Source organism: Kitasatospora sp. NPDC085464, from assembly GCF_044541955.1.
GTDB lineage: Bacteria > Actinomycetota > Actinomycetes > Streptomycetales > Streptomycetaceae > Kitasatospora.
The window spans coordinates 1-12,384 of record NZ_JBITTM010000012.1 but is presented as its reverse complement, the minus strand read 5'-3'; the positions used below and the strand labels follow the sequence as shown (position 1 = coordinate 12,384).

Here is a 12,384-nt window from a genome sequence, read left to right as displayed (position 1 = left end):
CCCGGGCGGCTCCGCCCTGCCCGTCTCCCTGGAGAGATCCGTGAACCACCACCGTCTGAGGGGTGTCGCCGCGCTCGCCGTGGCGGCCGGTGCCCTCACCGCCACCCTGCCGCTGGGACAGGCCGCCGCCCAGGCAGCCGAGCCCGCCGGTGCCGACTCCGCTGCCACTGCCGGGCAGAGCGTCAAGGCCGTTGTGTACCAGGGGCTTTCGCTCCAGGTGCCGTCGGCCTGGTCGGTGGTCGACCTGGCCCAGGCGCCCGACACCTGCGTCCGGCTCGACCGGAACACCGTCTACCTCGGCCACCCCGGCGCGGACCAGAACTGCCCGACCCACCTGATCGGGGAGAAGGCGGACGCGCTGGTCGTGGAGACCTTCGCCGGCGCTGCCGAGCGCTCCGACCTCACCACCGTCGCGGTGCCCGCCGGCCACGGTGTCCCGGCCCTGCCGGACAGCGACGGCCAGGAGGCGCGGGTGGCCTTCGAAGGCGCCGGCGTCTATGTGACCACCAGTCACGCCTCGGCCTCGGCCGCCGCGGTGCAGCGCATCCTCGCCTCCGCCTCGATCGGCGACGGTGCCACGGCGGCCCCGGCGCCGCAGCCGCCGAAGGCCGTCCCCGGCGCTCTCGCCGCGCCCGCCGCGGCGTCGGCGGTCGCCTCGGAGACGCCGAGCACCGGCTACACCGGCAAGGCGTTCGACGCCTGCGCCGCCCCGTCCTCCGGCGCGATGGCGGACTGGGCCTCCTCGCCGTACCGGGGTGTGGGCATCTACATCGGCGGTCCGACCCGGGTCTGCGCGCAGAACAACCTCACCGCGTCGTGGGTGGCGCAGCAGAGCGGCGCCGGCTGGCACCTGCTGCCCGTCTACGCGGGCACCCAGGCCGCGGGGATCTCCTCCTCGGGTGCCGAGGGCCAGGGCCGGGCCGCGGCGGAGGCCGCCGTGAAGCTGGCCAAGGGCCTGGGCTTCACCACCGGCACGGTGCTCTACACCGACATGGAGGACTACTCGCCCGGCTACCGCACCAACGTGCTGAACTACCTGTCGGGCTGGACGGGCCGGCTGCACGAGCTCAACTTCCGCTCCGGCGTCTACAGTTCCTCGTCCAGTGGGATCAAGGACATGGCCGCCGCCTACAACTCGACCGGCTTCGACCGCCCCGACGTGGCATGGTCCGCGAACTGGAACAACGCCGCGGACACCGACGACAGTTACATCCCGGCGGGGTACTGGTCCAACCACCAGCGCGTCCACCAGTACGCCGGCAACGTCACCGAGTCGCACGGCGGGACGACCATCAACATCGACCGGAACTACGTCGACGTCGCCGCCAAGGCCCCGGTGAACGACCCCGGGATGACGAACCTGACGGCGGGTGACTTCAACGGGAACGGCAAGAAGGACCTGGTCGCGGTGGAGGTGTCGACGGGGAAGCTGTGGTCGTACCCGGGGACGGGGACGGGGACGTTGGGGAGCCGGGTGCTGATCGGCAACGGTGGCTGGAACGGGATGAGCAACCTGGCTGTGGGTGATCTGAACCGGGACGGCAAGGACGACATCGTGGCGACGGAGAAGTCGACGGGGAAGCTCTGGCTGTACCCGGGGACGGGCAGTGGTGTGGGGGACCGGGTGGAGATCGGTTCCGGTGGTTGGAACGGGATGAACAACACCGCTGTCGGTGACTTCAACGGTGACGGCAAGGACGATGTCGTGGCGAGTGAGAACGCGACGGGCAAGTTGTGGCTGTACCCGGGGACGGGCAGTGGTCTGGGGAGCCGGGTGGAGATCGGTTCCGGTGGCTGGAACGGCATGAACAAGATCGTCAGCCCGGGTGACATGAACAAGGACGGCAAGGACGACATCGTCGCGACCGAGACGTCCACCGGAAAGCTGTGGCTGTACCCGGGCACCGGCCACGGCCTCGGTGACCGCGTCGAGATCGGCACCGGCGGCTGGAACGGCATCTCCGACTACGCCGGTGCGGACTTCACCGGTGACGGCATCGGGGACCTCGCGGCGGTCGACTCGGACCCGGGGCAGACCGGGAAGCTCTACCTCTACAAGGGCACCGGGAGCGGTCTGAGCTCCCGCACCGAGATCGGCTCCGGCGGCTGGTGAGCCGCCGAGCGAACCGGCACCGTCCCGAACCCACGTACGCCAGCACCGACTTCAGGGGGAGCACACCCATGTCCGCACAGACCCGCATGCGCAAGAGCCTGGCCGTCCTCGCACTGGGCCTCGCGCCCCTCGCCCTCGCCGGTACGGCCGGCGCCGCGTCGGTCGCCACCTGGGACAAGGTGGCCGCCTGCGAGAGCAGCGGCAACTGGTCCATCAACACCGGGAACGGCTACTACGGCGGCCTGCAGATATCCGAGTACAACTGGCAGCACTACGGCGGCACCCAGTACGCGGCCTATCCGCACCAGGCGACCAAGAAGGAACAGATCCTGATCGCCGAGAAGATCCTCGCCGACCAGGGGGCCGGCGCGTGGACCTGCAGCCCCGGCACCGGGCTCTCGACCGACCACGCGGACCCGTACCCGGCCGGGCCGGCCGACCCGGGGATGACGAACCTGACGGCGGGTGACTTCAACGGCGACGGCAAGAAGGACCTGGTGGCCGTCGAGGTGTCGACCGGCAAGCTGTGGCTGTACCCGGGCAACGGGAGGGGCGCGCTGGGGAGCCGGGTGCTGATCGGCAACGGCGGCTGGAACGGCATGAGCAACCTGGCCGTGGGCGACCTCAACGGTGACGGCGGGGACGACATCGTGGCGACCGAGAAGTCGACCGGCAAGCTCTGGGTGTACCCGGGCAACGGCCACGGCGTCGAAGGCCGGATCGAGCTCGGCAGCGGCGGCTGGAACGGCATGAACAACACCGCGGTGGGCGACTTCAACGGCGACGGCGTGGCCGACGTCGTGGCGAGCGAGAACTCCACCGGCAAGCTCTTCCTGTACCCCGGCCTCGGCGGGGCCCTGGGCAAGCGGGTGGAGATCGGTTCCGGTGGCTGGAACGGCATGAACAAGATCGTCAGCCCCGGGGACATGACCAAGGACGGCAAGGACGACATCGTCGCGACCGAGAAGTCGACCGGCAAGCTGTGGCTGTACCCGGGCACGGGCCACGGCCTCGGTGACCGCGTCGAGATCGGCACCGGCGGCTGGAACGGCATCTCCGACTACGCGGGCGCGGACTTCACCGGCGACGGCATCGGCGACCTCGCGGCCGTCGACTCCGACCCGGGCCAGACCGGGAAGCTCTACCTCTACAAGGGCACCGGCAGCGGCCTGGGCACCCGCACCGAGATCGGCTCCGGCGGCTGGTGACCGGCGGCCGGACGGAACCGGCGTGGTGACGGAGTTCACGACGGCGGGTCCGCCGGCCGGGGGAAGCCCCGACCGGCGGACCCGCCGTCACCCGTCCGCCCGCACGGCGCGATGCCGGCCTTCCCCCCGTCCGTGCGGGACGCGCCCGGGCGGTCTACTTCGGGGGCAGCGGCAGGGCGTGGCGGAGGGCCTCGACGGCGTCGGGGGCGCCGTCCACGTCCAGGGCGGTCCGGTCGCCGCGGCCGTAGGTGAAGAGGACCAGCTCGCCGGGGTCCCCGGTGATCCGGACGGTGGGGGCGCCGGCCGGGCCGACGGTGAGGGACCGGCCGTCGGGGCGGGCGAGGACCAGGCGGACGGGCGAGCGGCGGCCGGCCTCGAAGCGGGCGATCATGGGGAGACGGCGCCACAGGGCCTCGGCGCGGCCGGGCGGGACGGCCTGGGGGGTCCAGTCCTCGACGGCCCGCAGGACGTCCTCGGCGTGCACGAAGTACTCGACCGTGTTGCCCGCCTCGTCCGCGCCGGGCAGGGCGAAGGGCGAGTAGACCGGCGGGCCGGCACGGAAGAGACGGATCAGTTCCTCGTACGGCCGCGCGGCGTAGTCGTCCTGCACCCGCTGGGTCCGGGCGGCCAGGGCGGTGATCCGGATCCCCGCCGCCGCGTCGGGGCGGCGTTCCCGGATCACCAGGTGGGCGGCGAGGTCCCGGGTGGTCCAGCCGGCGCAGAGCGTGGGGGCGTCCGGCCCTGCGGCGGTGAGCAGTTCGGCGAGGCGGTGGCGTTCGGCGAGGGCGTGGTTCGACATGGTGGAAGCCTATGGCCCGTCCTATGGGCGGAGGTGGCCGGTGAGCTTGGGGCCGCCCTGCTTGTTGCTCGCAGTGAGGGCGCAGGTGTAGTCCCGCCAGCCCTGCTGGTAGTTGACCAGGGCCGGGCCGAACTGGCGCCCGTAGTAGGACTTCCCGTCGGCCTGCCTGGTCTTGGCGGCGGCCTCGGCCTCCTTGCAGCCGTCCCGCATGGCGAGGGCGATCGGGATCTCGCCGGTCAGGTTGTCGGCCAGCTTGAGGTCGGCGATCACCTCGCCGTCGTGCTCGCCGCCGCAGGGGCGCTCCTCGGCCCGGGTGATCACCGGGCTCAGCTGCGGGTGGTCGAAGCAGGTGCCGACCGGGAAGAAGGCGTACGGCGGCTGAGGCTTGGTCGGGGTGGGGGTGGGCGTCGGGGTGGGCGTCGGCGTCGGGGTGGCCGTGGGGGTCGGCGGCGGCGCGGCGGCGGGCTTCCGGTCGTCCGGCCAGAGCGCCGCGGTGGCCACCACCGCGAGCAGGACGACCAGCACGGCGACGACGGTGAGGACCAGGCCGCGGGAGGGGCGGGAGGCGGCGGCTGCGGGCGGCTGCTCGGGCGTCATGGCCACGAGGATGGCCCACGAAGGGGCCGCCCGGCAGGCGGTTGGCCGAACTCGCCCCGGACGGGCGGCACCACCGGGACCACCGGCCGGACGGACCCGCCGGGACGGACCACCGGGCTGACACAATGGGCCCCATGTCCACCACACCCGCCACTCCCGGCACCACCGCCCTGGCCCCCGAGATCGCCGCCCGCCTCAAGCGCACCGAGGACGGCCTCCTCCCGGCCATCGCGCAGCAGCACGACACCGGCGAGGTGCTGATGCTCGGCTGGATGGACGACGAGGCGCTGCACCGCACGCTCACCACCGGCCGCTGCACCTACTGGAGCCGCAGCCGCCGCGAGTACTGGGTGAAGGGCGACACCTCCGGCCACGTCCAGGCGGTCAAGTCGGTGGCACTGGACTGCGACGGCGACACCCTGCTGGTCAAGGTCGACCAGACCGGCGCCGCCTGCCACACCGGCGACCGCACCTGCTTCGACGCCGACGTGCTCCCGCTCTCCTGACCCCCCGCCCACACACAGAACTCAAGAAGGTGCCGCCCCGCATGGACCTCGAAGCCTTCCGCAAGCTCGCCGTCGACACCCGGGTCATCCCGGTCACCCGCAGGCTCCTCGCGGACGGCCTCACCCCGATCGGTCTGTACCGCAGCCTCGCCGAGGAGCGGCCCGGCACCTTCCTGCTGGAGTCCGCCGAGCAGGGCCGCAGCTGGTCGCGCTACTCCTTCGTCGGCGTGCGCAGCGCCGCCACGCTCACCGTCGGCCGGGACGGCGACGCCCGGTGGCTCGGCACCCCGCCGGTCGGCATCCCCACCGGCGGCGACCCGCTGCAGGTGCTGCGGGCCGCCCTGGAGGCGCTGCACACCCCGCGGCACGCCGACGACGGCCTGCCCCCGCTCACCGGCGGCCTGGTCGGCTACCTCGGCTACGACATCGTCCGCCGGCTGGAGAAGCTGCCCGACCTCAACCCGGACGACCTCGGGCTCCCCGAGCTGACCATGATGCTGGCCACCGACCTCGCGGTGCTCGACCACGCCGACGGCACCGTGCTGCTGATCGCCAACGCCGTCAACCACAACGACCTGGCCACCGGCGTGGACGAGGCCTACGCGGACGCGGTGGGCCGGCTGGACGCGATGGAGGCCGACCTGCTCAAGCCGGTCGACCCGGGCCTGGCCACCTTCACCCCGGCGGGCCCCGGCGAGGTGGACTCGCCGTTCGGCGGCGAGCCGTACCGGGCCGCCGTGGACGAGATCAAGGAGCGGATCCGGGCCGGCGAGGCCTTCCAGGTGGTGCCCTCGCAGCGCTTCGAGGCGCCCTGCCCGGCCTCCGCGCTGGACGTCTACCGGGTGCTGCGCACCACCAATCCCAGCCCGTACATGTACCTGTTCCGCTTCCCGGGGCCGGACGGCACCGCCGAGGGCGGCTTCGACGTGGTCGGCTCCAGCCCGGAGGCGCTGGTCAAGGTCACCGACGGCGAGGCGATGCTGCACCCGATCGCCGGCACCCGGCACCGCGGCGCCACCCCGCACGAGGACGCGGCGCTCGCCGCCGAGCTGCTCGCCGACCCCAAGGAGCGGGCCGAGCACCTGATGCTGGTCGACCTCGGCCGCAATGACCTCGGACGGGTCTGCGAGCCGGGCAGCGTCGAGGTGGTCGACTTCATGCAGATCGAGCGCTACAGCCACGTGATGCACATCGTCTCCACCGTCACCGGCAGGGTCGCGCCGGGGCGCAGCGCCTTCGACGTGCTGACCGCCTGCTTCCCGGCCGGCACGCTCTCCGGCGCGCCCAAGCCGCGGGCGATGCGGATCATCGAGGAGCTGGAGCCCACCCGCCGCGGCCTGTACGGCGGTTGCGTCGGCTACCTGGACTTCGCCGGGGACTCCGACACCGCGATCGCGATCCGTACCGCGGTGCTGCGCGACGGCACGGCGTACGTGCAGGCCGGCGCGGGCGTGGTCGCCGACTCCGACCCGCACGGCGAGGACACCGAGTGCCGCAACAAGGCGGCCGCTGTGCTGCGGGCCGTCGCCACCGCCAATACGCTGCGGAGGCCGGAACTGTCCTGAGTCGTGAGGAGGCGGCCCGGATGCCCGAGGTGCCGTACGACGAGCTGCGCTGGGAGGTCGTGCTGAGCGCGGCCGGGCAGTTCGGCGAGCAGCCGGCGGGCCACGGCCGGGTGCTGTCCGGCGTGGCGGTGGACTTCCCGGCCGCGCCCGGCGGCCCGGACCGGGAGCCCGCCGTGTTCGCCCCCGACCTGGCGGTGCTCGCCCCGGACGCGGTGCGGGGCGAGCGGGGCCGGTTCGGCGCGGCCGGGGTCGAGGCGGTGCTGGAGGTGGCCCGGCCGGGCCTGGCGGAGGCCGGGCGGGCGTACGCGCGCAGCGGGGTGCCGCTCTACGTGGTGGTCGACCCGGCGGCGGCGGTCTGCACCGTGCACAGCGCGCCGTCCCCGGAGGGGGTGTACCGGGAGGCCGAGCGGGTGCCGTTCGGCAACGACCTGTTCCTGTCGCTGGGCGGGCGGACGGTGGTGCTGCGGACGGACCCCTTCCCCACGCCGTCCTCCGCCCCGCCCCCCACCCCGGGTGCGGACCGGGGTGTCGGTCGGGGGATAGTGGACGGGTGAGCGCTGACCAGACCCCCGCCCCCGCCGCCCCCAGCCGCCGCACGCTCGGCGTGATGCTGCTGCTCACCGTGCTGAGCGCGGTCCTGGTGCTGACCGCGGTCGGGCGGACCTGGGCCGAGGGGCGGGCGGGCACCCTGGACGTCGCCGTCACCGGCGGCCGGATCTCCGAACTGCCCGGCGGGCTGGCCCTGGTGGGCCTCGCCGCGGCCGTCGCGGTGTTCGCGGTGCGCGGCGCGGGACGGCTGGCGGTCGGTGCGCTGACCCTGCTCGCCGGGATCGGCGCGGCCGCCGCGTCGGTCGCCGGGGCGGGCGACACCGCCGCGCTGGACGCCGAGGCGGCCCGCAAGCTCGCGCTGACCGGCTCGGCGGCCACCGGGGTCTCGCACACGGCCTGGCCCTGGGTCGCGCTGGTCGGCGGCGTGCTGCTGGCCCTCGCCGGGCTGCTCACCCTGCGCTACGGCCGCGGCTGGCCCGCCATGGGCAGCCGCTACGAGGCGCCGACCGGCAAGGCCCCGGCCAGGACCGCGGCCAAGGCCGAGACCCCGGGCGACCTGTGGAAGGCGCTGGACCGCGGCGAGGACCCCACGGCGGTCTGAGGCCCACCCGCCACGGCGGACGGCCCCGGCGGACGGCCCCGGCGCCGGGGCCACCGCCACTGCGGGCCCCGCGACCCGCCGCACGCGCCCCGCGGCCGCCCGACGTGCGCATGTGACGCGATAGACCCGCCACCCGCTTTGGGCGGCGGGTGTGTGGCCCGGCACAATGGACTCCGTCAACCCGCCGGCGGCCCCGCAGGCCCGGCCGGGCCCCGAGAGCCAAGGAGCACCACTCAGATGGCAGCAGCAGCACACGGCCACACCCCCGCCGCCTGGACCGGCGTCGTCATCTCCTTCGTCGGCTTCGGCATCGCCGGTGTCGCGATGATCCTGCCGTCGGTGCTCCTCGTCTGCGCCGGCCTGGCGGTCGTCGTGGCCGGTGGCGTGGTCGGCAAGGCCATGGCGATGGCCGGCATGGGCAAGCAGCCCAGCACCAACGTCTACAAGTCGACCGAGGAGCAGGTCGCGGCCCGCGAGGCCCGCGTCGCCGCCGTCGCCGCCTGACGACCACCCCTCCGTACGGGGGCCCGACCGTCCTCCGTACGACCCGCTTTTTCGCACAACCGAACGGCGGGCGCGCCGCGCCCGCCGTTTCGTCGTGTCCGGGCCCGGGCGCGGGCAGAATCGGGGCGTGAACGCCGCCCCCACCGCCTCCGCCCCGCCGCCCGTGCTGCGCCGGCTCGGCCCGCCGCTGACCGCGCTGGCGGCGGTGGCCGTCCCCACCGCGTACGTCGCCGTGGTGGACCCCAACAGCCCCGGGCACTACCCGGACTGCCCGTTCCTGACGGCCACCGGCTGGTGGTGCCCCGGCTGCGGCGGGCTGCGCTGCGTCCACGCGCTCACCCACGGCGACCTCACCGGGGCCCTGCACGACAACGCCGCCGCCGTGCTGCTGTTCGGCGTGCTGGGGGTGCTCTGGCTGCGCTGGGCCTGGGCCGCGCTGACCGGCGGGCCGCCGCCCCGGGTCACCGTCGGAGGCCGGCGCTGGGCACTGATCGCGCTGCTCGTGCTGGTGTTCACCGTGGTGCGGAACTCCCCGGTCGGAGCCGGTCTGGCGCCCCCGCTGGTCTGAGCGCCGGGCCACCGCCCGCGGACGGGCCCGCCGACGGGTGGAGAAGCGGTGAAGCCGCAGTTGAGGGCCGCCGGAGCGGGGGTCCGGTCCGCGAGACGCGCGCCGGGCGGATGCGCCCCGCGCTCCCGGGTGCCGATACCATCGAAGAGCCGGCGGGTCACCGCCCGCCCGGCTCTCGCTGGCCAACTGGCAGAAACGATGGGGGCTCCTGAGTGAGTGTGCTCGACTCGATCATCGAAGGGGTCCGCGAGGACCTCGCCGAGCGGCAGGCCCGGGTCTCCCTGGACGAGCTGAAGGAGCGCGCCGCCAAAGCCCCGGAGGCCAAGGACGGCGTCGCCGCCCTCAAGGGCGACGGGGTCCGGGTGATCTGCGAGGTCAAGCGTTCCAGCCCGTCCAAGGGCGCCCTGGCCTCGATCGCCGATCCGGCCGCCCTGGCGCGCGACTACGCGGCCGGCGGTGCCGCCGCGATCAGCGTGCTGACGGAGCAGCGCCGCTTCGGCGGGTCGCTCGCCGACCTGGACGCCGTCCGCGCCGCGGTGGACACCCCGCTGCTGCGCAAGGACTTCATCGTCACCGCCTACCAGCTGTGGGAGGCCCGCGCGCACGGCGCCGACCTCGCTCTGCTGATCGTCGCGGCCCTCGACCAGTCGGCCCTGGTGTCGCTGATCGAGCGCGCCGAGTCGATCGGCCTCACCCCGCTGGTCGAGGTGCACGACGAGGAGGAGATCAAGCGCGCGGTGGACGCCGGGGCGCGGATCATCGGCGTCAACGCCCGCAACCTGAAGACCCTGGAGGTGGACCGCAACACCTTCGGGAACGTGGTCCACGCCATCCCGGACGGCATCGTGAAGATCGCCGAGTCCGGGGTCCGCGGCCCGCTGGACGTGATCAACTACGCCAACCTCGGCGCCGACGCGGTGCTGGTCGGCGAGTCCCTGGTGACCGGCAAGGACCCGCGCGCCGCGGTCGCCGACCTGGTCGCCGCGGGGGCCCACCCGGCCGTCCGGCACAAGGACTGACACAGCCCGATGAAGATCGCCGCCCGACTCGCCCCCGGTTGCCGCCCGCGCGGCTGCCGCGCGCCCGCACGCCGGGTGCTGGGGCGTCGGGTGCGGTACGTGATCGGCTGTGAGCCCGGGCAGGTGCCGGGACGGCGATGGCGCGTGACGCGCGGCTGACCCCAGCCGATCAGACGTCACTGTCGTCCCACTCCCCAAGGGAAACCACATGTCCGAGAAGGACTACCTGCCCGGTGCCCAGGTGCCGGACGCGCGCGGATACTTCGGCGCGTACGGCGGCCGCTTCATCCCCGAGGCGCTGGTCGCCGCGGTCGAGCAGGTCGCCGAGGAGTACGAGAAGGCCAAGACCGACCCGGCCTTCGCCGCCGAGCTGGACGCGCTGCTCAAGGACTACACCGGGCGCCCCAGCCCGCTGACCGACGTGCACCGCTTCTCCGCCGAGGCGGGCGGCGCGCGCATCCTGCTCAAGCGCGAGGACCTCAACCACACCGGCTCGCACAAGATCAACAACGTGCTGGGCCAGGCCCTGCTCACCAAGCGGATGGGCAAGACCCGGATCATCGCCGAGACCGGCGCCGGCCAGCACGGCGTGGCCACCGCCACCGCCTGCGCGCTCTTCGGCTTCGACTGCACCATCTACATGGGCGAGGTCGACACCCAGCGCCAGGCGCTGAACGTCGCCCGGATGCGGATGCTCGGCGCCGAGGTCGTGGCCGTCAAGTCCGGCAGCCGCACCCTCAAGGACGCCATCAACGAGGCGTTCCGCGACTGGGTCGCCAACGTGGACTCCACCCACTACCTGTTCGGCACCGTCGCCGGGCCGCACCCGTTCCCGATGATGGTCCGCGACTTCCACCGGATCATCGGCGTCGAGGCGCGGCAGCAGGTGCTCGACCGCACCGGGCGGCTGCCCGACGCGGTGGTCGCCTGCGTCGGCGGCGGCTCCAACGCGATGGGCATCTTCCACGAGTTCATCCCGGACGCCGACGTGCGCCTGATCGGCTGCGAGGCGGCCGGCGAGGGCGCCGAGACCCCCCGGCACGCCGCCACCCTCACCAAGGGCGACCCGGGCGTGCTGCACGGCTCCCGCACCTACGTCCTCCAGGACGAGGACGGCCAGACCATCGAGTCGCACTCGATCTCGGCCGGCCTCGACTACCCGGGCGTCGGCCCGGAGCACGCCTGGCTGAAGGACACCGGCCGGGCCGAGTACCGCCCCGTCACCGACGACGCGGCGATGCAGGCGCTGCGGCTGCTGTCCCGCACCGAGGGCATCATCCCGGCCATCGAGAGCGCCCACGCCCTCGCCGGAGCCCTGGAACTCGGCCGCGAGCTCGGACCGGACGCCACCATCCTGGTCTCCCTCTCCGGGCGCGGCGACAAGGACATGCACACCGCCGCCGAGTACTTCGGCCTGTACGACGAGCCGGGCGCCGGCAACGCCCAGGGGGGTAACTGACCATGGCTGCATCGAAGCTCAGCGGCGTCCTGGCGGCCGCCAAGGCCGAGGACCGCGCCGCGCTGATCGGCTACCTGCCGGCCGGCTTCCCGACCGTCGACGGCGGCATCCGGGCGGTCAACGCCCTGATCGAGGGCGGCTGCGACGTGGTCGAGGTCGGCCTGCCGCACTCCGACCCGGTGCTGGACGGCGCCGTCATCCAGACCGCCGACGACATCGCGCTGCGCGGCGGCGTGCGCATCAAGGACGTGCTGCGCACCGTCCAGGAGGTCGCCTCCGCGCACCCCGACGCCGCGGTGCTGGTCATGACGTACTGGAACCCGGTCGACCGCTACGGCGTGGCGCGCTTCGCCGCCGACCTGGCGGCCGCGGGCGGGGCCGGCTGCATCCTGCCGGACCTCCCGGTGGAGGAGTCGGAGGAGTGGCGCAAGGCGGCGGACGAGCACGGGCTGGACACCGTGTTCGTGGTCGCCCCCAGCAGCAAGGACGCCCGGCTGGCCGAGGTCACCGCGGCGGGCAGCGGGTTCGTGTACGCGGCCGCGGTCATGGGCGTGACCGGCACCCGCTCGGCGGTCGGCTCGCTGGCCGAGGACCTCGTCGCGCGCACCCGGGCCACCACGGACCTGCCGGTCTGCGTCGGGCTCGGCGTCTCCGACGCCGTGCAGGCGGCGGAGGTCGCGCGGTTCGCCGACGGCGTGATCGTCGGCTCGGCGTTCGTGAAGCGGATCCTGGCGGCGGGCGACGACGAGGCGGCCGGGCTGGACGCCGTGCGGGGGCTGGATGATTTTCAGACTGCCGACTCTGGGGGTGGGGGGCCGGGCGCCGTTGGCAGTCTGAAAATCACCCGCAACGCCCCTCTCCGGGCCACCCCCTGCGCCGCCCCCGTCCGTCCCCGC

Annotated in this window: 13 protein-coding genes and 1 pseudogene; 12 read left to right on the top strand and 2 right to left on the bottom strand. The window is 74.1% G+C overall.

Translation table 11 applies throughout. The features are described from left to right. Nucleotides 1-40: 40 nt before the first annotated feature. Both ACIGG8_RS12605 and ACIGG8_RS12600 read left to right on the top strand, forming a co-directional pair. Nucleotides 41-2,113 (top strand): glycoside hydrolase domain-containing protein, encoded by a 2,073-nt coding sequence (locus tag ACIGG8_RS12605; protein WP_396547552.1) that lies wholly within the window; start codon nucleotides 41-43, stop codon nucleotides 2,111-2,113. Between the two features lie 68 nt (nucleotides 2,114-2,181). After that, nucleotides 2,182-3,321, top strand: coding sequence for an FG-GAP-like repeat-containing protein (locus tag ACIGG8_RS12600; protein WP_396547550.1), 1,140 nt, complete (start codon nucleotides 2,182-2,184; stop codon nucleotides 3,319-3,321). A 154-nt stretch (nucleotides 3,322-3,475) separates the two neighbouring features. Here ACIGG8_RS12600 and ACIGG8_RS12595 read toward each other — a convergent pair whose 3' ends face one another. Together ACIGG8_RS12595 and ACIGG8_RS12590 are read right to left on the bottom strand one after the other, a co-directional pair. Beyond that, the gene (locus ACIGG8_RS12595) at nucleotides 3,476-4,120 is read right to left on the bottom strand and encodes a TIGR03085 family metal-binding protein (RefSeq protein ID WP_350522451.1); all 645 of its coding nucleotides are present in this window, start codon (nucleotides 4,118-4,120) and stop codon (nucleotides 3,476-3,478) included. 21 nt (nucleotides 4,121-4,141) lie between these two features. Beyond that, nucleotides 4,142-4,717, bottom strand: a complete 576-nt coding sequence (locus tag ACIGG8_RS12590) for a hypothetical protein (RefSeq protein ID WP_396547547.1) — start codon at nucleotides 4,715-4,717, stop codon at nucleotides 4,142-4,144. A gap of 134 nt (nucleotides 4,718-4,851) precedes the next feature. Between ACIGG8_RS12590 and hisI the strand changes: the two genes are divergently transcribed. The 10 genes and pseudogenes from hisI to trpA all read left to right on the top strand — a co-directional run. Beyond that, nucleotides 4,852-5,223 carry a phosphoribosyl-AMP cyclohydrolase gene (hisI, locus tag ACIGG8_RS12585; protein ID WP_396547545.1) on the top strand — a complete coding sequence of 124 codons (372 nt, stop codon included), beginning with the start codon at nucleotides 4,852-4,854 and terminating at the stop codon, nucleotides 5,221-5,223. A 41-nt stretch (nucleotides 5,224-5,264) separates the two neighbouring features. Continuing rightward, a complete protein-coding gene (locus ACIGG8_RS12580) occupies nucleotides 5,265-6,788 on the top strand; it encodes an anthranilate synthase component I (RefSeq protein ID WP_396547543.1) in 1,524 nt (507 codons plus the stop codon). Nucleotides 6,789-6,808: 20 nt separating this feature from the next. Next, nucleotides 6,809-7,342 (top strand): Uma2 family endonuclease, encoded by a 534-nt coding sequence (locus tag ACIGG8_RS12575; protein ID WP_396547541.1) that lies wholly within the window; start codon nucleotides 6,809-6,811, stop codon nucleotides 7,340-7,342. Continuing rightward, complete coding sequence (locus tag ACIGG8_RS12570) at nucleotides 7,339-7,938, top strand: TIGR02234 family membrane protein (RefSeq protein WP_396547539.1); 600 nt, start codon at nucleotides 7,339-7,341, stop codon at nucleotides 7,936-7,938. Before ACIGG8_RS12575 ends, ACIGG8_RS12570 begins: the two co-directional genes overlap by 4 nt. 237 nt (nucleotides 7,939-8,175) lie before the next feature. Continuing rightward, nucleotides 8,176-8,442, top strand: coding sequence for an HGxxPAAW family protein (locus ACIGG8_RS12565; RefSeq protein ID WP_396547537.1), 267 nt, complete (start codon nucleotides 8,176-8,178; stop codon nucleotides 8,440-8,442). A 127-nt stretch (nucleotides 8,443-8,569) separates the two neighbouring features. Then, a complete protein-coding gene (locus ACIGG8_RS12560; RefSeq protein ID WP_350522444.1) occupies nucleotides 8,570-9,010 on the top strand; it encodes a DUF2752 domain-containing protein in 441 nt (146 codons plus the stop codon). Between the two features lie 212 nt (nucleotides 9,011-9,222). Beyond that, a complete protein-coding gene (gene trpC, locus ACIGG8_RS12555) occupies nucleotides 9,223-10,029 on the top strand; it encodes an indole-3-glycerol phosphate synthase TrpC (protein WP_396547534.1) in 807 nt (268 codons plus the stop codon). 9 nt (nucleotides 10,030-10,038) lie between these two features. Beyond that, nucleotides 10,039-10,188, top strand: coding sequence for a tryptophan biosynthesis modulator TrpM (gene trpM / locus ACIGG8_RS12550; protein WP_396547533.1), 150 nt, complete (start codon nucleotides 10,039-10,041; stop codon nucleotides 10,186-10,188). Between the two features lie 49 nt (nucleotides 10,189-10,237). Further along, on the top strand, nucleotides 10,238-11,488 hold the full coding sequence (gene trpB / locus ACIGG8_RS12545; RefSeq protein WP_396547531.1) for a tryptophan synthase subunit beta: 1,251 nt from the start codon (nucleotides 10,238-10,240) through the stop codon (nucleotides 11,486-11,488). A gap of 2 nt (nucleotides 11,489-11,490) precedes the next feature. After that, nucleotides 11,491-12,267 (top strand): annotated as a pseudogene (gene trpA / locus ACIGG8_RS12540) (tryptophan synthase subunit alpha); the annotation flags it as partial. Between the last annotated feature and the right edge of the window lie 117 nt (nucleotides 12,268-12,384).